Below are 19,882 nucleotides of genomic sequence, written 5' to 3' on the forward strand. Positions count from 1 at the left end.
CTTTCGAGTTCTCACTGGCTGTCGTGCGCGCGGGTGCGAAGCTCCCGCCGGAGGATCTTCCCACTCGCCGTCTTCGGCAGGTCGGGCAGGATCTCCACCTGGCGCGGGTATTTGTAGGCGGCCAGTCTCTCCTTGCAGTACACCGCCAGTTCATCCGGGTCCGACTCGGCACCGGGGCGCAGGCTGATGTACGCCTTCACGGTCTCCCCGCGATACCCGTCGGGGACCCCGACGACAGCCGCCTCGCGTACCGCCGGATGGGTGTACAGCACGTCCTCGACCTCGCGCGGCCACACCTTGAAGCCGGACGCGTTGATCATGTCCTTCTTGCGGTCGACGACGTACAGCCAGCCCTCGCGGTCCATGAACCCGATGTCACCGGTGCGCAGCTCACCGCCCGGGAACGTCTCGGCGGTGGCCTCGGGCCGCCGCCAGTACCCGGGCACCACCTGCGGACCGCTGACCACGATCTCGCCCTGCTCCCCGAAGGGCACCTCGGCGCCCTCCTCGTCGACGATCCGCACGAGCGTGTCGGGGCCGGGCACGCCCACGGCGAGCGTCCCGGAGTCCGGGTCGACCGGCGCCTCCCGGGCGGGCGGCACGGCGGCGCAGGGCGCGGTGCACTCGGTGAGGCCGTAGCCGTTGCGGATGTACGGCCCGAAGCCGGCCCGGAACTTCTCCACCAGCGCGGGCGGCAGCGGGGCGCCGCCGGAGGAGATGATCCGGAAGGAGGCGAAGTGCTCCCGGGTCACATCCGGGTGGGCGGCCAGCGCCATGAAGGCGGTCGACGGACCGACGGTGTAGTGCGGGTGGTGCTCGGCGAACGCGTCCAGCACGACACCGGCCTCGAAGCGGTACGCCAGCACCAGCGTGCCCCCGCTGGTCAGGCAGGCGCCGAACTGGCAGACCATGCCGGTGATGTGGAAGAGCGGGGCCAGCGCGAAGTACACCGGCGCCTCGGGCAGGGGCAGCCCGGTCCGCTGCCGCTCGGCGTTGTGCATGATGTTGCCGTGCGTGTTGGTGGCGCCCTTGGGGGCGCCGCTGGTGCCGGAGGTGTAGCTGATCAGGGCGAGGTCGGAGGGCCCGGGATCGCGTCCCCCGGGCGCCGGGTGCCCGGCGCGGGCGGCGGCCGTCAGGTCGTCGGCGTCGGCGGCCTGCGGCAGCCGCTCGAAGTTCAGCACGCGCGCGTCGCCGCGGGTCTGGAAGTCCAGCTCGCAGCCCGTGAGCACGATCCGCACCGGCGAGTCGGCGGCGGTCTCGCGCAGATACGTCTGCCAGGCGCGGTCCGAGCAGATCAGCGCGGCCACGTCGCCGTCCCGCAGCACGTGCGCCATCTCCCCCGACTTGTACATGGGGTTGACCGGCACGACGGTCGCGCCCGCCTTCCAGGCGCCGAGCACGGCGAGCACGAAGAGCGGGGAGTTCTGGAGCAGGACGGCCACCCGCTCGCCGCGCTCCAGCCCGCGCGCGGCCAGGTGGCCGGCGACGGAGTCGCTCAGCGCGTCGGCCTCGCGGTAGGTGAGCCGGCCGTCGAAGTAGGCGAGGAAGTCACGGTCCGGGTGGTCGGCGGCGGCCCGGCGCAGGGCGTGCACCAGGGAGTCGTCGGGGTCGATCGGGGCGCGCTGGGCGTCGTCGAGGAGCGCGAGCCAGGGCTTGTCCGCGTAGGAGCCGCTCACCGGGTGGCCTCCCACTTCTGCTGGATGTGGTTCATGGTGCCGAGCCAGCGGTCGGGATCCGCGGCCCGCCCCTGGTAGTACCCGGCGACCTCGGGGTGCGGAAGGATCAGGAACCGGTCCTCCGCCATGCCCTTGAAGAGCGCGTCGGCCACGTCGTCCGGCTCGATGGCGGTCGGCTGGAGCACGAGGTCGCCGGCGCTGCCGCTGGCGGTGAGCATGTCGGTGCGCACTCCTTGCGGACAGATGGCGTGCACCTTGATCCCGCGGTGCCGGTAGGTCAGCTCCAGCCACTCGGCGAAGGCGTACGCACCGTGCTTGGTGACGCTGTAGGGCGCGGCCCCGATCATGGTGAGGAGGCCGGCGGCGGACACCGTGGACACGAACCGTCCGCTCCCCCGCTCCAGCCACCCGGGGACGAGTTCCTGGGCGGCCCGGACATGCGCCATGACGTTCACGTCCCAGGCCAGCGCCCAGACGTCCTCACCGGCGGCCTCGGACCCGCCGGATCCGACGCCGGCGTTGGCGCAGTACACGTCGACGACCCCGCCGAGGGCGTCCCGGGCGGCCCCGACCACGGTGGAGGCGTCTCCGGGCACGGCGATCCCGCCGATCTCCTCCGCGACGGCTTCGGCCTTGCCGGCGTCCAGGTCGTTCACGACGACCCGGGCCCCGGCCCCCGCGAAACGCCGGGCGAGCGCGGCGCCGATTCCCCCGCCCGCACCCGTGACAACGACTCCGGCATCCTGCAAGGCTTCCACCATCGGTCTCCTTCGACTGCGGCTCGGTCGGCACCGACAGACTAACCAGTCGGTATGTGACAAAGGAAGGGTGCGGCAGGGTCCGTACGCGGGCGCGGCGCCGGAGCAATTCGCGGCTCCGCCGCGGCTTACGAACAGCCGCGACAAGGCCTACGGTGCCGTCCATGCGCTTCACGAGACGAACTCTCCTGGCCGCAACCCCGGCCCTGGCGGCCACCGCGGCCACCACCACCACCGCAGCCGCCGCAGACACCGGCGGCCGTAGGCTGCACACCGGCTTCGAGCGCCTGGTCGCCGACGGATACTCCGTCCTGGACGGCCAGCGCGTCGGCATCGTCACCAACCCCACCGGCATCACCCGGGAGGCCCGCCACATCGTCGACGTCATGCACGCCGACGAAAGAGTGAACCTGCTGGCCGTCTTCGGCCCCGAACACGGCTTCCGCGGCACCGCCCAGGCGGGCGGCTCGGAGGGCCGCCACGACGACCCCGCCACCGGCCTGCCCGTCTACGACACCTACCTCAAGAGCGGCCGGCCCCTCGCCGACATCTTCACCGCGTCCGGCGTCGACACGGTCGTCTTCGACATCCAGGACGTGGGCGCCCGCTTCTACACCTACATCTGGACGCTCTTCGACTGCATGGAGGCGGCCCAGCTGGCGGGCAAGCGCTTCGTCGTGCTGGACCGCCCCAATCCGGTCACCGGCCGCTCGGCGCAGGGTCCGGTCCTGCACAAGGAGTTCGCCACCTTCATCGGCCGGCAGCCGATCTCGCAGGCGCACGGCATGACGGTCGCCGAGCTGGCCCTGCTGTTCAACGGCGAGTTCCTCGCCGCCCCGGTCCCCCTGGAGACCGTGACGATGACGGGCTGGCGGCGCTCGGAGTTCTTCGACGCCGCGCACCTGCCCTGGGTCCCCCCGAGCCCGAACATGCCGACGCCCGACACCGCGCTCGTTTACTCGGGCACCTGTCTGTTCGAGGGCACGAACCTCTCGGAGGGCCGGGGCACCACCCGCCCCTTCGAGCTCCTCGGCGCGGAGGGCGTCGACCGCCGCTGGGCCGCCGCCGCGGGCGAACTCGGCCTGCCCGGCGTGCACTTCAGGGAGGCGTACTTCACGCCGACCTTCTCCAAATTCCAGGGCAAGACCGTCGGCGGGGTGCAGCTCCACGTCCACGACCGGGCCGCCTACGACCCCGTCCGCACCGGGATCGGCCTCCTCGTGACCGCCAAGCGGACCTTCCCGGGTTTCGCCTGGCGCCCCGACAACTGGATCGACAAGCTCACCGGCTCCACCCAGGTCCGTACCGCGATCGACGCGGGCGCGAGCACCGACGAGGTGGTGGCGGGCTGGCAGGAGGAACTGGCCGCGTTCCGGAGGATTCGAAAGGAATACCTCCTCTACCGATGACCCGTGCCGTATGGCCAACTCTGCCCCGCAGCGGGACGATACGCCCACATCGCACCGCTACGGGGGACGGAGGGGCCCGTCATGGCACGACCGGCAGTGAGCGTATCCCCGTACTGGGAACTGGCCTTCGACTCGGACGGGGAACCCGACGCCCGCGCCCGGGACCGGCTGCTCGCCGGGGTCGCCCGGCACGGGGTGCGGGATCTGCTGGTCTTCGCGCACGGCTGGAACAACGACCGTTCCGGGGCGACACGGCTCTACGACCGCTTCTTCGCCCCGGTCCCCGAGCTCGTACCGGCGGCCCGCATCGGCTACGTGGGCGTGGTGTGGCCGTCGATGCGGTTCGCGGACGAGCCGATCCCCGGTGTCCCGCGCGCCGTGGCGGCCGAACTGCCGCCGCCTCCGGTCCTCGACAAGGACACCCGGCATGCGCTGCTGGAGACGTTCCCGGGGCGGGCGACCGTGATCGACCAGCTCGCCCGGCTGCTGGAGCAGCAGTCGGGCGACGAGGCCGAGCTGGAGGAGTTCGGGCGGCTGGTGCGGCTGCTGGTCGATCTGGTGCCGCCGGGCCCGCAGGCGTTGTTCGCGGCGGACACGCTGGCGGAGGGCGTGCCACAGGACGAGCCGACGATGTTCGACGGGACCGCGGGCGTGCGGTGCGAGGAGTTCGCGCGGGCGCTGGCGTGGCTGGAGTCGCCGGACGCGGCCCCGGATGCCTCCTTCACCTTGCCCAGTCCCTGGGAGGGGGCGCATGAACTGCTGCGGCAGGCGACGTACTTCGCGATGAAGCGGCGGGCGGGCACGGTGGGCGAACGGGGGCTCGGGAGGCTGGTCGGGGAGCTCGCCGCGCGGTCGCCCGAGGTGCGGGTGCATCTGGTCGGGCACAGTTTCGGCGGGCGCCTGGTGTCGTTCGCGCTGCGCGGGCTGCCCCGGGGGGTGCGGACGGTGAAGTCCGTGACGCTGCTCCAAGGCGCCTTCTCGCACTACGCGTTCTCGGCCAGACTGCCGCACGACGCGCGCGCGGGCGGTGTGCTCCACGGGCAGCACAACCGAGTCGACGGACCTCTGGTGTGCTGCTTCTCCCGGCACGACGACGCCCTGGGCACGATGTATCCGCTGGCCTCGCGCATGGCGGGCCACGACCGGGAGTTCCACGGCTTCGACATCGGCCGGGCCTTGGGCGCCAAGTGGGGCGCGCTGGGCTTCGACGGCATCCAGGCGGTGCCCGGCACCCGGCACCTCAAGCTCGCCGAGGCGCTGCGCGGGCCGCTGCCCACGGCGGGCTGCGTGAACGTCGACGCCTCCGCGGTGGTCCGGCGCGGAGGTCCGCCGGCCGGGGCGCACAGCGACATCGTGCACCGGGAGCTGGCCCGGCTGGTGCTGACGGCGGGCCGCGTGCGCTGACCCGCCACCCGGAAAATCGGCGCAAAAGCACCGGCGGAGACAGAACACCGGCAACAAGCATGCATACGGATGCCGTCTTCAGGAACCCGTTCAATCCGCTGGGAGTTCTCAGTGTGTCGAGTGCGGCGCGGGGGAGGCGCGCGAGCCGGCTGATGGGGGCCATTGGAAAAAGGATGGAGCCGAATCGCGTGTCGATACGTCTATTCGTCAACGTCGTACGAAGTCCGTGCGGCGTGACGCCGAAGTGACCGAAGTACAGGTGCACGTGTGACGGAGGTGCAGGGCGATGGCCGGTTTCCGGAGTCTGGCGAGACAGGTACGAGACCCGCGCTGTGATCTGGCGCTACGCCGCTATTCGCTGCGCAAGTGCCTTGAGCGGTTCGCCCCTTACGGGCACAGGGCGACCTGGGACCACTTGTGCTCGCGGGCCGGATTCGGTCCGGAGGACCGGTCTCCCGATCCGGCGCGGCTCGTGGCCGCGTTGGACGAGTTGGAGGAAGCGCGTTCGGTCTGGCTCGCCTACGAGGTCGAATTCGCCCACCGGCGCAAGAAGGAGAAGCACGACGGACTGCGCAGGCCGGGAAGTGTCGACGACTGGCACCGGCTGACCTGGGGCGGTTTCGGAGTGGCGTGGTGCGACGACCCGCGGGTGCACCCCCGTGAGCCGCTGGCCGAGGTGCTGCGCCGGCTGATCTCCGCCCTGGAGCGCGAGCCGGGGGCCGAGTGCCCGGTGTGCGGCGGGGAGCGGTTGACCTGGGAGTACGACCTGGCCCATGAACCCTCGTCGGGCCCGGTCTGTACGGACTGCGGGATCGTCGTCCCGCGTCCCGTGCTGACGCCGGAGGCCCTGGCGGCCGCCCGGCGCGAGCGCCGGCTGCTGATGACGGCCTAGTACGACGGGGGTGCGACGAGGATGCCGCACCCCCACCCGAGGGATGATTCCGGCATGGTGCAGGTCTGTCTGAACGGCGCCCGGTCGGCGGCCGACGGCGCGTCGGTGCCGCTGTCGCCGGAGGCGATGGCCGAGTCCGCCGCCGAGGCCGTGGCGGCCGGTGCCACCGAGGTGCATGTCCATCCGAAGACGCCCTGCGGCCGGGACAGCCTGTCGCCGCGCATCGTGGCGGCGACGCTGGAGGCGATCAGGGCGCGGGTGTCCGTGCCCGTCGGGGTGACGACGGGCGCGTGGGCGGAGCCGGATCCCGAGGCACGGGTGTCCCGGGTCCGGGCCTGGACGGTGCTGCCGGATCACGCCTCGGTCAACTGGCACGAGCCGGGGGCGGAGGAGGTCGCGGCCGCGCTGCTCGACCGGGGAGTCGGGGTGGAGGCCGGTGTCTGGTCAGGGACCGACGGGGCCGCCCGGTTCGCCCGCTCGCCGCTCGGGCCGCGGGTGCTGCGGGTGCTGGCGGAGGTGACGGACACCGCCCCGGAGACGGCCGAGGCCAGTGCGCGGGAGCTGCTGGCGGAGTTGGGGTCCGCTTTCGGCCGGCCCGTGCTGCTGCACGGTGAGGACGGCGGGGCGTGGCCGGTGCTGCGGCTGGCGGGGCGGCTGGGGCTGGCGACGCGGGTGGGCCTGGAGGACACGCTGCTGCTCCCCTCCGGCGAACGAGCGCTCTCCAACGCGCAGTTGGTGAAGCAGACCCTGTCCGAACACCCCGCCCGGCCACCAAAAGGAACTGGATAGCAGGTCCTAAATGAGTGGCTCCACCCCTTTACCGTCCGGACAGTTGGAGGCGATGAGACACAGCTGACCGCAAGAACCCAGGAGTCACCGATGTCGACGCTGCGCGTCACCGCCGAAGTGCTGACCGTCCATGAGCATCCGAACGCCGACGCCCTCGAACTGGCCCAGGTGGGCCTGTACCGGGCGGTCGTGGCGAAGGGCGCCTACCGTACCGGCGAGGCGGCCGTGTACATCCCCGAGCAGTCGGTGCTGCCGGCCGCGCTGATCGAGGAGCTGGGGCTGACGGGACGGCTGGCGGGCAGCAACGCGGACCGGGTCAAGGCGGTCCGGCTGCGCGGGGAGCTGTCGCAGGGGATCGTGTGCCGGCCGTCGGCGCTGGCGGACGTGGACCTGGTGCGGGCGGCGTCGGACGGTACCGACTTCGCGGAGCGGCTGGGGATCACCAAGTGGGTGCCGCCGATACCGCCGTCGATGTCCGGGGACGTGGAGTCGGCGCCGGACCTGCTGCCGTGGGTGGACATCGAGAACATCCAGCGGTATCCGGAGATCTTCGCGGCGGGTGAGCCGGTGGTGCTGACGGAGAAGCTGCACGGGTCGGCGTGCCTGGTGACGTACGTGGCGGACGAGTCGCGGGTGTACGTGTCCTCCAAGGGCTTCGGGGCGAAGTCGCTGGCGCTGAAGGAGGATCCGCGGAATCTGTACTGGCGGGCCGTGCACGGCCACGGCGTCGCTCGGGCGGCGGCCGGAATCGCGGAGCGGCTGGGGGCCCGGCGGGTCGGGATCTTCGGCGAGGTGTACGGGGCGGGGGTCCAGGACCTGACGTACGGCGCCGACGGCCGGCGGGAGAGCCTCGGGTACGCCGTGTTCGACGTGTCGGCGGAGATCGACGGTTCGGTGCGCTGGCTGGACGCCGCGGAACTGGTCGGTGACGCGCTGCCGTTGGCGCCCCGGCTGTACGAGGGGCCGTACGACAGTGCGCGGGTGCTGGAGGTCGCGAGCGGCCGGGAGACCGTGTCCGGGCGGGAGCTGCACCTGCGGGAGGGCGTGGTGATCCGGCCCGCCGTGGAGCGGTACAGCCCGGTGACCGGCGGCCGGGCGATCGCGAAGGCGGTCAGCCCGGCGTACCTGACACGCAAGGGCGGCACGGAGTACGAGTGACCCGCGAGGGACGGGACCTCAGTCCTTCTTCGTCGCGGCCCGGCGTTCCGCGAGGAGTCTCGAACCCGTGAGGCGTTCGCCGATGGCGTCGTCCGGGTTGGACAGCACGCAGGTGTCCAGGGAGAGGCAGCCGCAGCCGATGCAGTCGGTCAGGTGGTCGCGCAGGCGGTTCAGGCGGGTGATGCGCTCGTCGAGTTCGGCGCGCCAGGACTCCGAGAGGCGGGCCCAGTCCTCATGGGTGGGGGTGCGCCCCTCGGGGAGTTCGGCGAGCGCGTCGCGGATCGTGGCCAGCGGGATGCCCACCCGCTGGGCGGCCCTGATGAAGGCGACCCGGCGCAGCGTGTCCCGGCCGTAGCGGCGTTGGTTGCCCGCGGTGCGGCGGCTGGTGATCAGGCCCTTGGCCTCGTAGAAGTGCAGGGCGGAGACGGCGGCGCCGCTGCGCGCGGCGAGTTGGCCGACCGTGAGCTCGTGGATCTTCTCGGGAATCTGGGGCACCCCTCGGAGCCTACCCACCCCGGCGGACGGCAGGTCCGTTGACAGGGAGCCCGCTCCCGAGCATGCTAAGCAGTCGCTTAGACTTTTGGGAGGCCAGGGACATGGCAGAACCGAGGAGCTTCACCTCCGTCGACGACCTGAAGGCGGCGGTCGGCGAGCAGTTGGGCTACACCGACTGGCTGGAGGTCGACCAGAAGCGGATCGACCTGTTCGCCGAGGCGACCGGTGACCACCAGTGGATCCACGTCGACCCCGAGAAGGCCGCCGCCGGCCCGTTCGGGACGACCATCGCCCACGGATACCTCACCCTGTCGCTGCTGCCCCTGTTCGGCCCGCAGCTGCTCAAGGTCGAGGGCGTGAAGATGGGCGTCAACTACGGCACGAACAAGGTCCGTTTCCCGGCCCCGGTGCCGGTCGGCTCCCGGGTGCGCGCCACCGCGAAGGTCACCGGGGTCGACGACGTCACCGGCGGCGTCCAGGTGACCGTCGCCTTCACCGTGGAGCGCGAGGGCGGCGACAAGCCCGTCTGCGTCGCCGAGTCCGTCGCGCGCTACTACCTGTAGGCGCCGGGGCCTACTTGGCCCCCACCATCCGCAGCACGAGGTCGGCGTACAGCTCGCCGACCTCGTCGGGGGTCCGGGGTCCGTGCACGTTGAACCAGCGCGCCACGTCGATGCTCAGCGACAGGATGGCGAGGGTGGTGCCCTTGACGTCCGGCACGTCGAACTCCCCGGACGCCACCCCGTCCTCGATGATGCCCCGCACCTCGGCGTCGACCTGCCGGCGCAGCGCGAGGATCTCCGCGCGGGCCTCGGGGCCGAGCGAGTCCAGCTCGTACTGCACCACCCGGGCGGTCGTACGGCCACCGGCGTGCCAGCGGACGAAGGAGCTCACCGCGTCGGCGAGCCGCTCGGTCGCGCTGCCCTCGCCCGATGCCGCCGTGCGCAGGATCTGCAGCGCCTTCTCATGGCCGATCCGGCTGATCCGGTGAAGCAGCTCTTCCTTGGTCTTGTAGTGGATGTAGAGCGCCGCCGGGCTCATCCCGGCCCGGCCCGCGATGTCCCGGGTCGTCGTGGCGTGGTAGCCACGCTCGGCGAAGGCCTCCACCGCGGCGATCAGCAGTCGCCGGGCCGCGTCGGGCGTGACCTCGCCCCACGCCGACCCCTCGCCGCCGGCCGTCTCCTCCGCCGTACTCATCGCTTGCTCGCCCCTCTCGATGACAGGGTCACCACCATACCGCCGAGAGTGAGCGGGCGCTTAGAGCAGCCGCTCAGAGCTTCTCGAACGGGCTGTAGGAGCGAGCCGTCGACGCGTCCTGCCGGTCGCGGATGACCTTGGCGAGGGTGAAGGCGGAGGTCACCAGGTAGAGGACGGCTATGCCGAGGAAGGCGCGGACCCAGGGGTCGGCCTCCAGCTGGTAGATGCCGATGGCGGTCGCCGCCATGGCGACGGCGAACGAGGCGACGGACTGGCCGTAGAAGGCGGCCGTGTTCTGCTTGACCGGTGTGTCACTCATGGGGACAAGCTTCGGCGGATGTGGGGGGCGCCACATCCGCCGAAGTACTCAGCCGGCGCACTCAGCCGTCGCGTTCAGCCGCTGTGTCGAGCCGCTGCTTTCAGAAGGCGGAGACACCCGTCAGCGCGCGGCCGATGACCAGCTTCTGGATCTGGCTCGTGCCCTCGTAGAGGGTCATCACCCGGGCGTCGCGCAGCAGCTTGCCCGCCGGGTACTCGTCGATGTAGCCGTAGCCGCCGAAGACCTGGAGGGCGTTGTTCGCGGCCCGGACCGCGGCCTCGGAGGCGAAGAGCTTGGCCTTGGAGGACTCGGTGGCGAAGGGCTGCCCGCGGTCGATGAGGTCGGCGACCCGCCAGGTCAGCAGGCGGGCGGCGTCGACGTCCACGGCGATGTCGCTGATCAGCTCCTGGACGAGCTGGTGGTGGGCGATGGTCTTGCCGAACTGCTCCCGCTCCCCCGCGTACCGCACCGCCACGTCCAGCGCGGCCTGGGCCAGGCCCACGCACCCCGCGGCCACCGACATCCGCCCCTTGGCCAGCGCCGACATGGCGACGGAGAAGCCCTTGCCCTCCTCGCCGAGCCGGGCGGAGACGGGCACCCGCACGCCCTCCAGGACCAGCTCGGCGGTGGCCTGGCCGCGCAGGCCGAGCTTGCCGTGGATGGTGCGGCGGGACAGGCCGGGGGTGTCCGTCGGCACCAGGAAGGCGGAGACGCCCTTGTGGCCGGGGGCGTCGGTGGAGCGGGCGAACAGCAGCACCACGTCGGCCCAGGTGCCGTTGGTGATGAACATCTTGGTGCCGTTGATGACGTAGTCCCCGCCGTCCCGGACCGCCCGGGTGGTGAGGTTGCCGGCGTCGGAGCCGGTGCCCGGCTCGGTGAGGCCGAAGCAGCCGACCTGCTCGCCGGAGGTCAGGCCCGGCAGCCACTGCCGCTTCTGCTCCTCGCTCCCCCAGGCCGCGATCGTCTTGGCGACCAGGCCGAGGGAGACCGAGACGATGCCGCGCACCGAGGAGTCGCCCCGCCCGAGTTCCTCGGTGACCAGGCAGTACGCGAGATGGTCACCGCCGGAGCCGCCGTACTCCTCGTCGACGGTCAGGCCCAGGAAGCCGACCTCGCCGAGCTTCTTCACGATGCCCCGGTCGACCTCCTCGGCCCGGTCCCAGGCGACCACGTGCGGGGCGATCTCACGGGCCACGAAGTCCCGGGCGAGCTGCCGTACGGCGGTCTGCTCCTCACTGAGCTCCAGGTTCATACCGAGTCACCCCAATTGAAAGCCGTACATTTAAATTAGCACTGCTAGTTTCTGTGCGCAGCCCTACTATGTGGGCCATGGCCCGACCGCGCAAGCCCCTGCTGAGCACCGACCGGATCGTCGAGACGGCCCGGGTGCTCGTGGACACGGAGGGCCTCGCGGCCGTCTCGACCCGTCGGCTCGCCGCGGAGCTGGGCGTGAGCGGGCCGTCCCTCTACAACCACTTCCGCACGAAGGACCAGATCCTGGAGGCGGTCGCGGACTCGGTGAGCGCGCAGGTCGACCTGTCGATGTTCGAGGACGGACGGGACTGGCGGACCGCACTGCACGACTGGGCGGTCTCCTACCGGGCGGCCCTGCGGGACCACCCGAACATCGTGCCCGTCCTGGCCCGCGGTCCCGGGCGGCGGCCGGCCGCGCTGCGGCTCGCGGACGCGGTGTACGGGGCGATGGTGGCGGCGGGGTGGCCGCCGGCGCAGGCCACGTCCATCGGGGCGCTGATGCGGTACTTCATCATGGGGTCCGCGCTCGGGTCGTTCGCGGGGGGATTCGTCGACGACGAAAGCGCGTACGACCCCGCGGACTATCCGCATCTGGGGCAGGCGCATCTTCTCGCCGAGCGGCAGGAGAAGATCGACGAGCGGGCCTTCGAGACGGGGCTGGCCGCGCTGCTGGAGGGGCTGGAGCGGCAGTACCACGGGGTTGTCCGGTCGTCATGATCCACGGTGGCGGTGGGGACTGGTCGCGCCCCTGGGTGGGGCGGCGCCGACCTCGGTTCGGCGGTGACCGAAGCTTCCGTGTCCCATGCTGGGCCCCATGACCGACCGCGATCCCCGCGCACCCCACCTCGCCCGGCTCGCCGCTCTCATTGCCGATGAGACCCGGGCCGCCTGTCTGCTCGCGCTGCTCGACGGGCGGGCCTGGACCGCCGGGGAGCTGGCCCGGCACGCGGGAGTGGCCGCCTCCACGCTCAGTGAACATCTGGGCAAGCTGGTCGCCGGTGGGCTGCTCGCCGAGGAGCGGCAGGGGCGGCACCGGTACGTACGGCTCGCCGATGCCCGGGCCGCGCAGCTGGTGGAGGACCTGGCGGCGCAGGTGGCGCCCCAAGCGGTCGTACGGCCGCGGACCCTGCGCGGATCCAGTGCCGGGGCGGCGATGGCCCGCGGGCGGACCTGTTACGACCATCTGGCCGGGCGGCTCGGGATCGCGGTCACCGACGCGTTCACCGCGCGCGGGCTGCTGCGGCAGGACACCGGATTCGCGCTCACGGACGCGGGGGTGGCGTGGTTCGGCTCCGCCGGGATCCGACTGCACCGGACGGGGCGACGGCCGCTGGCGCGGGCCTGCCTCGACTGGACCGAGCGGCGGCCGCATCTGGCGGGGGTCGCGGGCGCGGCGGTGTGCCGGCACGCGCTGGAGGCGGGGTGGTGCGTGCGCATCGGGTCCGAGCGGGCGGTGAAGGTGACGGCGGCCGGTGAGCGGGCGCTGGCCGGACTGCTGGGGATGGACGTGACGACGTTGCGCTGAGCGCCCGGTGGGAGCGCGGCGGGCCCTCTGGCGCGCCCGCAGCCCCTCCCTGTCCGACCCAGATCCCCCTGTCGACGCAGATCCCCCGTCCGAAATCCGCGAACCCTCGGAAACCGGCCCGCCTAGCCTCTGGAGCATGATGAACGCCGCCGACCGCCGGACCGACCTGCTCGCCGCCGCTGCCGCCACCGTCACCGTCGTCCTGTGGGCCTCGGCCTTCGTCTCGATCCGCAGCGCGGGCTCCGCGTACTCGCCGGGCGCGCTGGCGCTGGGGCGGCTGCTGGCCGGGGCGCTGGTGCTCGGGGCCATCTGCCTCGTCCGGCGCGAGGGGTGGCCGCCGCGGCCTGCGTGGCGGGGCATCGGCATATCCGGGGTGCTGTGGTTCGGGTTCTACATGGTGGCCCTGAACTGGGGCGAACAGGAGGTCGACGCCGGTACCGCGGCGCTGGTGGTGAACATCGGGCCGATCCTCATCGCGCTGCTCGGGGCCCGGCTGCTCGGGGACGTCATGCCGCCGCGGCTGCTGGCCGGGATGGCGGTGTCCTTCGCGGGGGCGGTGACCGTGGGGCTGTCGATGTCCGGCGGGGGCGGATCGTCACCGCTCGGTGTGGTGCTGTGCCTGCTGGCGGCGGTGGGGTACGCCGGGGGCGTCGTCGCGCAGAAGCCGGCCCTGGCGCATGCGAGCCCCTTGCAGGTGACGACGTTCGGATGCCTGGTGGGCGCGGTGCTGTGCCTGCCGTTCGCCGGTCAGCTGGTGGGGGAAGCGGCGAAGGCGCCGATGTCGGCCACGCTCAACATGGTCTACCTGGGCGTCTTCCCGACCGCGCTCGCCTTCACGACGTGGGCGTACGCCCTGGCCCGGACGACCGCCGGCCGGATGGGCGCGACGACGTACGCGGTCCCCGCGCTGGTCGTGCTGATGTCGTGGCTGGCCCTGGGCGAGGTACCGGGGGCCCTGACGCTGGCGGGCGGGGCACTGTGCCTGCTCGGGGTGGCGGTGTCGCGGTCCCGGGCGGCTTCGGGGGCGGGGGGTGCCGGGGGTACCGGGGGCGCCGAGGGCCTGGGTGCGCCCAAGGGTGCGGGTGGTGCGGGTGGTGCTGAGGGCGCAGGGAGGGCCGCGGGCCCCGGTGACGCCGCGAGTGCAAAGGAGTGCCACGGGCCCCAGTGACGCCGCAAGCACAAGGGAGCGCCAAGGCCGCGGTCGCGCGGCGAGCGCAGGGAGTGCCGGAGGCTCCGGTCGCGCCGGAGGCCCGGCTGGGGCCGGGGCCGGGGGTGCCGCGAACGCAGGGAGTGCCGCGGGCCCTGGTGGCGGCACAAGCGCAGGAGGTGCCGGAAGCCCCGGTCGCGCCGGAGGCCCGGCTGGGGCCAGGGCCCAGGGCGCCGCGAACGCAAGGAGCGCCGGAGGGCCCCGGTGACGCCGCGAGGCCCGGCTGGGGTCGGGGCCGCGAGCGCAGGGGGTGCCGGAAGCCTGGGTGGAGCCGCCAGGGCAGGGGGCGCCGGAACCCTGGATGGAGCCGCCAGGGCAGGGGGCGCCGGAAGGCCTGGCGTGCCGTCAGCACAGGAAGTGCCGACGGCCCCGATCGCCCTGGAGGCCCGGGTGGCGCCCCCTGGCTCCCGGTCGCCGCTGCTCCGGCCTTGTCGTCAAACGCCGGACGGGGCGGGACTGGCTAGACCGGCACTCCACCGGGCTCCCGCCGGACGGGGCGGGACCGGCTGAACCGGCGCTGCCCCAGGCTCCGCCGGACGGGGTGAGGCCGACTTGGCCGGCGCTCCCCCGGGCGGTCAGAACGTCACCAGCGCCCGGCCGCCCTTTCCGGCCAGCATGTTGTCGAAGGCCGCCGGGATGTCCTCGAGGCCGATCCGCTCGGTCACCAGCATTCCGAGGTCCAGGCGTCCCTCGCGGACGTGTTCGGCCAGCACCGGGACGTCCCGCGCGGGGTCCGCGTTGCCGTAGACGCAGCCGGACAGGGTGCGGCCCCAGTGGAAGATCTCCAGGGCGTTGAAGGTGACCTGCTGGTCCTTGCCGCCGATGCCGACCACCGTCGTACGGCCGCCGCGGCGGGTGGAGTCCCAGGCGGTGCGGATGGTGGACGCGCGGCCCACGCACTCGATCGCCACGTCCACGCCCTGCTTGCCGGTCAGGCCCCGGATCTCGCGGGCGGTGGTCTCCGAGGCGATGAGGAACTCGGTGGCCCCGGCCGCGCGGGCCAGTTCCTCCTTGGCCGCGGAGACGTCCACCGCCACGATCCGCGAGGCGCCGGCGACCCGGGCCGACTGGAGCGCGGCGAGGCCGACCCCGCCGACGCCGTACACGGCCACCGTCTCGCCCTCGCGCACCTGCGCGGCGTGGTGGACGGCGCCGTAGCCGGTGAGCACCGCGCAGCCCAGCAGGGCCGCCTCGGTGAGCGGGACGCCGTCGGGGGCGGGCAGGATGCAGGACTCCGTGACGACCGTCTCCTCGGCGAACGCGGCCACGTTCAGGCCGGGGTGGAGGTCGGTGCCGTCGGAGGCGCGATGGGCGTAGACATGGGCGGCGCCGCTCAGGGCGTTGGCGCACAGCCAGATCTCCCCCAGGGTGCAGGCGTGGCAGCTGCCGCAGGCGGGGGCCCAGTTGAGGACGACCGCGTCGCCCGGTGCCACCCGGGTGACGCCCTCGCCGACCGCGACCACCGTGCCCGCGCCCTCGTGGCCGAGGACGGCGGGGACGGGCAGGCGCATCGTGCCGTTGGACAGCGAGAGGTCGGAGTGACAGACGCCCGCGGCGACGAGCCGGACGCGGACCTGGCCGGGGCCCGGGTCCGGCAGGTCGATCTCGGCGATCTCCAGCGGAGCGCCCACGGCGGGCAGGACAGCGGCGCGAACCATGGCGGTGAACTCCTCTAGAACTGAAGGGACTTGGTCTGGAGGTACTCGGCGAGACCGTGCGTGCCGAGCTCCCGGCCGACGCCCGACTGCTTGTAACCGCCGAAGGGGGCGAGGGGGTTGAAACGGCCGCCGTTGATGTCGACCTGGCCGGTCTCCATCCGGCGGGCGAAGGCGACCGCCTCCGTCTCGTCGCCCCACACCGCCCCCGCGAGGCCGTAGACGGTGCCGTTGGCGATGCGCAGGGCGTCGTCCTCGTCCTCGTACCGCAGGATCGACAGGACCGGGCCGAAGATCTCCTCCTGCGCGATCGTCATCTCGGGGGTGACGTCGGCGAAGACCGTCGGGCTGACGAAGTAGCCCTGCTCGCGCGGGGATTCGGTGCCGCCCGCGACGATGCGGGCGCCCTCGGCGACCCCCTGGTCGATGTAGCCGCACACCCGCTCGCGCTGCCGCGCGTTCACCACCGGACCGATGCGCTCCCCGTACTTCGCGGCGGCGGCGGTGGCGAGGGCGACCGCCTCGTCGTACTGGGAGGTGTGCACGAGCATGCGGGTCCAGGCGCTGCACGTCTGCCCGGAGTTGGACATCACGTTGGCGACGCCGACGTTGACCGCCTTGGCGAGGTCGGCGCTCGGCAGGATGACGTTGGCGGACTTGCCGCCGAGTTCGAGGGCGACCTTCTTGACCGCGGCGCCGGCCGTCGCGGCGATCTGCCGGCCGACGGCCGTGGAGCCGGTGAAGGAGACCAGGTCGACGCCCGGGTGCTCGACGAGGGCCTGGCCCGCGACCCGGCCGAGGCCGGTGACCAGGTTGAAGACGCCCGCCGGCACCCCGGCCTCGTGCACCGCCTCGGCGAAGAGCTGGGCGGTCAGCGGGGTGTCCTCGGCGGGCTTGAGGACGACCGTGCAACCCGCGGCGAGCGCGGGGGCGACCTTGGCGACGATCTGGTGGAGCGGGTAGTTCCAGGGGGTGATCGCGGCGACCACGCCGATCGGCTCGTGCAGGACGGTGGAGTTGCCGACCTTCTCCTCGAAGGCGTACGTCGCCGCGAGCTCGGCGTACGAGCCCGCGACCGCGATCGGTACGGAGGCGTGGACCGCCTGGGAGAAGGCGAGCGGCGAGCCGAGCTCCGCGGTGACCGTCTCGGCGATCTCGTCCTTGCGGGCGGCGAGGACGTCCCGCAGGGCGGCGAGACGCTCCGCGCGGTCGGCGGGCGACGTCGCGGCCCAGCCCGCGAGGGCACTGCGCGCGGCCTGTACGGCTTTGTCCACGTCCTCGGCGCCGGCCGCGGGGACCTGGGCGATGATCTGCTCATCGGCCGGGTTGACGACGTCGATCGCGCCCCGGTCGGCTGCGGGGTGCCAGGCTCCGTCGATGTAGAAGCCGTCGTGTGCCTTCATCGGGTTCCTTCCGGGCGTCTTGCGGCTGCGGGTGCGTGGGGGCTGGTCGCGCAGTTCCCCGCGCCCCTTACCGGCGTCAGCGAACCGCCCCTAAACTAGCGCCGATAGTTTTATGGCACCAGGGCTGCCGCCGTGGCACGGCTCACCCTGCCCCGAAGGGGCTCAGAAGTCGACCCTCGCCCGGTCGTCCACCCTGGCCACGGACTCCTGGCCGAACTCCTTCTCGTAGGCCCGGCGGATCTCCTCGATCTTGCGGTCACTGGTCCGCGCCGCCTCGACCGGGTACAGCAGGATCAGCTCGTACGACCGCTCCTTCTCGATCGTGCCGCTCGCGTCCCGCCACTGGCCGCGGCCGGTCTGGACGGTGAGGCCGTCCGGGAAGTCGGGGGTGACCTCCTCGTCGACGAAGCCCATGAACTGTTCGTCGGTGACGGCCGGGCCGCCGCCCGGGCGTTCGGTGCCGAAGAGGAGCCGGCTCTCCACGTAGGGCTCGCCCCGCTGCGGGACGGCGGCGGCCTCACCGTCGTCGAGGGTGGCGTAGGCGGTGGGGGCGGCCACGGCGAGCAGGAGGCCGGCGGTCACCAGGACGGCGCGGCCGCGGGTGAGGGTGGGTGTCATGGGAGGGTTCATGCCCCATCCCTTACGGCCCCTACTCCTCCAGGTCCGGCAGCCGCGCCGGTGTCGGGCAGATCCGTTCGCCGTGCTGGTCGAAGACGAACAGATGGGCGATGTCGACGAGCAGCGGCACCTGCATGCCGTGCCGGAGGTCGATGTCGGGGGTGGTGCGGACGATCAGGTCGCCGGGCAGCCGGCCCTCGGGCGGCACGGGCTCGGAGGGGCGTGCGGGGCCGGTGTCGCGCGGCTCCTCCAGCACCCCCACCGACCCGGCCCGCAGCGCGCCCGCCCGCTCCCGGAGCCGGTTCAGCACGGTGCCGCCGTCCCGCCTGCGCCGCCGCACCCTGCCCAGCGGCCGGGGGGCCTCCAGCTCGGGCACGACGGCCGGGCGGGATCCGGTGTTGAAGTGGACGAGCACCTCGTGGCCCTGGAACTCGACGTGCTCCACCAGCCCGGTGATCAGCACCTCTCCCGGCCGGGCGTCCGCCGGCTTGGCGATCCGCACGGACTCCGAGCGCAGGCCCACGATGACCTCGCGCCCCTGCTGGACCCGGAGCAACTGGTGGTCCTGGGAGAGGGGTTCGGGCAGCCGCAGGTACTGCTTGCCGAGGCTGATGGTCATCGCCCCGTCGAGCGGGGCACGGACGACTCCGCGCAGCAGGTTGATGCGGGGGATGCCGATGAAGGCGGCGACGAAGACGTTGCGGGGCAGGGCGTAGACCTCGCGCGGGGTGCCGATCTGCTGGAGCACCCCGCCGCGCAGGACGGCGACCCGGTCGCCGAGCGACATGGCCTCGCCCTGGTCATGGGTGACGTAGACCGTGGTGACGCCCAGTTCGCGGGTGAGCTTGGTGATCTCGGCGCGCAGATGGTTGCGGAGCTTGGCGTCCAGGTTGGACAGCGGCTCGTCCATCAGGAAGGCGGAGGGGTGGCGGGCGATGGCCCGGCCCATGGCGACGCGCTGGCGTTCGCCGCCGGAGAGCTGGGCGGGCAGCCGGTCGAGCAGGTCCTCGATCCCGAGCATGCGGGCGGTGGCGTCGACCCGGGGGCGGGGGTCCTCGCCGGGGGTCTCGATGCGCAGCGGGAAGCCGATGTTGTCGCGGCTGGTCATGCTCGGGTAGAGGGCGAAGTTCTGGAAGACCATCGCCATGTCCCGGCCGGACGGGGGCAGGTCGTTGGCCCATTCGCCGTCGAGTCGGAGCTCGCCCTCGTCGATCTCCTCGAGTCCGGCGATCATTCTCAGCACCGTCGACTTGCCGCAGCCCGAGGGGCCGAGCAGGACGAGGAACTCGCCGGGCTCGATGTCCAACGTGAGCCGGTCCACCACGCGGACGCCCTTGGTGTAACTCTTGCTCACGTCGTGCAGAGAGATGGCGCGTGTCATGAGGGGTGCCCCCGGGGGCTACGTCGGCGGCCCTGGTACTCCGCGGCTTGACACCCCGTGCGGGTCGTACGGGGCCTGTGGGTCACGGAAGTTAACGGAATGTAGGCGGCCGGGGGAAGAGAATGGGCATGATCGGACGCGGCCGTCCAGCAAGTGAGAAAGCGGACGTCCGAATTCAGCGCCGGGCGGGGGCGGCCGGGGCCTCACGGACCTTCACGAGATGCGCGAAGACCACGACGTTGCCCGAATATCCGGTCCTGCGGTCGTAGTTCCCGCCGCAGGTGATCAGCCGCAGTTCGGGGCGGGCCCGGGCGGCGTACACCTCGACGCTGGGGAACCGGTCCTTCTCGTACGTCTTGACCGCGTCGACGACGTAGACGGCGGTCCGTCCGTCGGCGCGCCGGATCTCCACCGTGCGTCCACGGCGCAGCTCGGTGAGTCCGGAGAAGACGGCGGGGCCGGTGTCGGTGTCGAGGTGTCCCACGGCGACGGCGGTGCCGGGTTCGCCGGGCGTCGGCCCGTCGGCGTACCAGCCGACCAGGTTGGGGTCGTCGTCGGGGGGTGCGGGCAGCCGGTGCTGACGGTCCAGGCGCAGGTCCATGACCGGGGCGTCGATGTCGAGGTAGCCGATGGACAGGCGGGTCGCCCGGGAGCGCGGGAGGGGGCGGGCGACGGGCCGGGGGCGGGGGGCGGCCTTCGCCGCGGGGGTCCGCGGCGCCTGGGCGGCCGGCCGCCGGGAGGT

At 72.7% G+C, this 19,882-nt stretch carries 20 protein-coding genes; 9 read left to right on the forward strand and 11 right to left on the reverse strand.

The features are described 5' to 3' along the window. Positions 1-11: 11 nt before the first annotated feature. Positions 12-1,676: a class I adenylate-forming enzyme family protein gene (locus tag M8H82_RS27180; protein ID WP_250077682.1), complete on the reverse strand. Its 1,665-nt coding sequence runs from the start codon at positions 1,674-1,676 to the stop codon at positions 12-14. Further along, complete coding sequence (locus tag M8H82_RS27185) at positions 1,673-2,437, reverse strand: SDR family oxidoreductase (RefSeq protein ID WP_250077683.1); 765 nt, start codon at positions 2,435-2,437, stop codon at positions 1,673-1,675. The genes M8H82_RS27180 and M8H82_RS27185 overlap by 4 nt, the downstream gene beginning before the upstream one ends. 161 nt (positions 2,438-2,598) lie before the next feature. Between M8H82_RS27185 and M8H82_RS27190 the strand changes: the two genes are divergently transcribed. The 5 genes from M8H82_RS27190 (at position 2,599) to M8H82_RS27210 (ending at position 8,086) form a co-directional block, all read left to right on the forward strand. Continuing rightward, a complete protein-coding gene (locus tag M8H82_RS27190) occupies positions 2,599-3,843 on the forward strand; it encodes an exo-beta-N-acetylmuramidase NamZ domain-containing protein (protein ID WP_250077684.1) in 1,245 nt (414 codons plus the stop codon). 81 nt (positions 3,844-3,924) lie between these two features. Continuing rightward, entirely contained in the window at positions 3,925-5,247 is a 1,323-nt protein-coding gene (locus M8H82_RS27195) for a serine-threonine protein kinase (RefSeq protein ID WP_250077685.1), read from the forward strand. A 286-nt stretch (positions 5,248-5,533) separates the two neighbouring features. Continuing rightward, a complete protein-coding gene (locus M8H82_RS27200) occupies positions 5,534-6,139 on the forward strand; it encodes a hypothetical protein (RefSeq protein WP_250077686.1) in 606 nt (201 codons plus the stop codon). A 54-nt stretch (positions 6,140-6,193) separates the two neighbouring features. Next, a complete protein-coding gene (locus M8H82_RS27205; protein ID WP_250077687.1) occupies positions 6,194-6,928 on the forward strand; it encodes a 3-keto-5-aminohexanoate cleavage protein in 735 nt (244 codons plus the stop codon). Positions 6,929-7,018: 90 nt separating this feature from the next. Continuing rightward, the gene (locus tag M8H82_RS27210) at positions 7,019-8,086 is read left to right on the forward strand and encodes an RNA ligase (ATP) (protein WP_250077688.1); all 1,068 of its coding nucleotides are present in this window, start codon (positions 7,019-7,021) and stop codon (positions 8,084-8,086) included. An 18-nt stretch (positions 8,087-8,104) separates the two neighbouring features. Here the strand turns inward: M8H82_RS27210 and soxR are convergent, their stop codons facing one another. Then, a complete protein-coding gene (soxR, locus tag M8H82_RS27215) occupies positions 8,105-8,581 on the reverse strand; it encodes a redox-sensitive transcriptional activator SoxR (RefSeq protein WP_250077689.1) in 477 nt (158 codons plus the stop codon). Positions 8,582-8,682: 101 nt separating this feature from the next. Here soxR and M8H82_RS27220 point away from each other — a divergent pair, with 101 nt between their 5' ends. Beyond that, positions 8,683-9,144: a MaoC family dehydratase gene (locus M8H82_RS27220; protein ID WP_250077690.1), complete on the forward strand. Its 462-nt coding sequence runs from the start codon at positions 8,683-8,685 to the stop codon at positions 9,142-9,144. A gap of 10 nt (positions 9,145-9,154) precedes the next feature. On the opposite strand, the gene M8H82_RS27225 is transcribed toward M8H82_RS27220, so the two are convergent. The 3 genes from M8H82_RS27225 to M8H82_RS27235 all read right to left on the reverse strand — a co-directional run bounded on the left by M8H82_RS27225 (position 9,155) and on the right by M8H82_RS27235 (position 11,349). Beyond that, positions 9,155-9,778, reverse strand: coding sequence for a TetR/AcrR family transcriptional regulator (locus M8H82_RS27225; protein WP_250077691.1), 624 nt, complete (start codon positions 9,776-9,778; stop codon positions 9,155-9,157). Between the two features lie 73 nt (positions 9,779-9,851). Then, a complete protein-coding gene (locus M8H82_RS27230; RefSeq protein ID WP_250077692.1) occupies positions 9,852-10,097 on the reverse strand; it encodes a YiaA/YiaB family inner membrane protein in 246 nt (81 codons plus the stop codon). A 100-nt stretch (positions 10,098-10,197) separates the two neighbouring features. Further along, a complete protein-coding gene (locus tag M8H82_RS27235; protein WP_250077693.1) occupies positions 10,198-11,349 on the reverse strand; it encodes an acyl-CoA dehydrogenase family protein in 1,152 nt (383 codons plus the stop codon). A gap of 77 nt (positions 11,350-11,426) precedes the next feature. Here M8H82_RS27235 and M8H82_RS27240 point away from each other — a divergent pair, with 77 nt between their 5' ends. The 3 genes from M8H82_RS27240 (at position 11,427) to M8H82_RS27250 (ending at position 14,044) form a co-directional block, all read left to right on the forward strand. Then, the gene (locus M8H82_RS27240; protein ID WP_250077694.1) at positions 11,427-12,068 is read left to right on the forward strand and encodes a TetR/AcrR family transcriptional regulator; all 642 of its coding nucleotides are present in this window, start codon (positions 11,427-11,429) and stop codon (positions 12,066-12,068) included. 97 nt (positions 12,069-12,165) lie between these two features. Next, positions 12,166-12,876 carry a helix-turn-helix transcriptional regulator gene (locus tag M8H82_RS27245; RefSeq protein WP_250077695.1) on the forward strand — a complete coding sequence of 237 codons (711 nt, stop codon included), beginning with the start codon at positions 12,166-12,168 and terminating at the stop codon, positions 12,874-12,876. Between the two features lie 136 nt (positions 12,877-13,012). Continuing rightward, positions 13,013-14,044, forward strand: a complete 1,032-nt coding sequence (locus M8H82_RS27250; protein WP_374211701.1) for a DMT family transporter — start codon at positions 13,013-13,015, stop codon at positions 14,042-14,044. A gap of 614 nt (positions 14,045-14,658) precedes the next feature. On the opposite strand, the gene M8H82_RS27255 is transcribed toward M8H82_RS27250, so the two are convergent. From M8H82_RS27255 to M8H82_RS27275, 5 genes are all read right to left on the reverse strand, one after another. Further along, complete coding sequence (locus tag M8H82_RS27255) at positions 14,659-15,741, reverse strand: Zn-dependent alcohol dehydrogenase (RefSeq protein WP_250077696.1); 1,083 nt, start codon at positions 15,739-15,741, stop codon at positions 14,659-14,661. 14 nt (positions 15,742-15,755) lie between these two features. Next, the gene (locus tag M8H82_RS27260; RefSeq protein WP_250077697.1) at positions 15,756-17,141 is read right to left on the reverse strand and encodes an aldehyde dehydrogenase family protein; all 1,386 of its coding nucleotides are present in this window, start codon (positions 17,139-17,141) and stop codon (positions 15,756-15,758) included. A gap of 162 nt (positions 17,142-17,303) precedes the next feature. Next, on the reverse strand, positions 17,304-17,771 hold the full coding sequence (locus tag M8H82_RS27265; protein WP_250077698.1) for a DUF3574 domain-containing protein: 468 nt from the start codon (positions 17,769-17,771) through the stop codon (positions 17,304-17,306). A gap of 19 nt (positions 17,772-17,790) precedes the next feature. Beyond that, positions 17,791-19,140, reverse strand: a complete 1,350-nt coding sequence (locus M8H82_RS27270; RefSeq protein WP_250077699.1) for an ABC transporter ATP-binding protein — start codon at positions 19,138-19,140, stop codon at positions 17,791-17,793. 175 nt (positions 19,141-19,315) lie between these two features. After that, a partial coding sequence (locus tag M8H82_RS27275; protein ID WP_250077700.1) for a class F sortase occupies positions 19,316-19,882 on the reverse strand: 567 nt, incomplete at its 5' end.

The organism is Streptomyces sp. YS415 (genome assembly GCF_023544665.1).
In the GTDB taxonomy this organism is placed as follows: domain Bacteria; phylum Actinomycetota; class Actinomycetes; order Streptomycetales; family Streptomycetaceae; genus Streptomyces.

Bases quoted from the DNA above. Each gene is read 5' to 3' on its own strand.
- M8H82_RS27200 (WP_250077686.1), top strand. From the start codon at position 5,534: ATGGCCGGTTTCCGGAGTCTGGCGAGACAGGTACGAGACCCGCGCTGT.
- M8H82_RS27210 (WP_250077688.1), top strand. From the start codon at position 7,019: ATGTCGACGCTGCGCGTCACCGCCGAAGTGCTGACCGTCCATGAGCAT.
- M8H82_RS27235 (WP_250077693.1), bottom strand. From the start codon at position 11,349: ATGAACCTGGAGCTCAGTGAGGAGCAGACCGCCGTACGGCAGCTCGCC.
- M8H82_RS27255 (WP_250077696.1), bottom strand. From the start codon at position 15,741: ATGGTTCGCGCCGCTGTCCTGCCCGCCGTGGGCGCTCCGCTGGAGATC.
- M8H82_RS27205 (WP_250077687.1), top strand. From the start codon at position 6,194: ATGGTGCAGGTCTGTCTGAACGGCGCCCGGTCGGCGGCCGACGGCGCG.
- M8H82_RS27250 (WP_374211701.1), top strand. From the start codon at position 13,013: ATGATGAACGCCGCCGACCGCCGGACCGACCTGCTCGCCGCCGCTGCC.
- M8H82_RS27225 (WP_250077691.1), bottom strand. From the start codon at position 9,778: ATGAGTACGGCGGAGGAGACGGCCGGCGGCGAGGGGTCGGCGTGGGGC.
- M8H82_RS27270 (WP_250077699.1), bottom strand. From the start codon at position 19,140: ATGACACGCGCCATCTCTCTGCACGACGTGAGCAAGAGTTACACCAAG.
- M8H82_RS27190 (WP_250077684.1), top strand. From the start codon at position 2,599: ATGCGCTTCACGAGACGAACTCTCCTGGCCGCAACCCCGGCCCTGGCG.
- M8H82_RS27195 (WP_250077685.1), top strand. From the start codon at position 3,925: ATGGCACGACCGGCAGTGAGCGTATCCCCGTACTGGGAACTGGCCTTC.
- M8H82_RS27245 (WP_250077695.1), top strand. From the start codon at position 12,166: ATGACCGACCGCGATCCCCGCGCACCCCACCTCGCCCGGCTCGCCGCT.
- M8H82_RS27240 (WP_250077694.1), top strand. From the start codon at position 11,427: ATGGCCCGACCGCGCAAGCCCCTGCTGAGCACCGACCGGATCGTCGAG.
- M8H82_RS27185 (WP_250077683.1), bottom strand. From the start codon at position 2,437: ATGGTGGAAGCCTTGCAGGATGCCGGAGTCGTTGTCACGGGTGCGGGC.
- M8H82_RS27260 (WP_250077697.1), bottom strand. From the start codon at position 17,141: ATGAAGGCACACGACGGCTTCTACATCGACGGAGCCTGGCACCCCGCA.
- M8H82_RS27220 (WP_250077690.1), top strand. From the start codon at position 8,683: ATGGCAGAACCGAGGAGCTTCACCTCCGTCGACGACCTGAAGGCGGCG.
- M8H82_RS27230 (WP_250077692.1), bottom strand. From the start codon at position 10,097: ATGAGTGACACACCGGTCAAGCAGAACACGGCCGCCTTCTACGGCCAG.
- M8H82_RS27265 (WP_250077698.1), bottom strand. From the start codon at position 17,771: ATGAACCCTCCCATGACACCCACCCTCACCCGCGGCCGCGCCGTCCTG.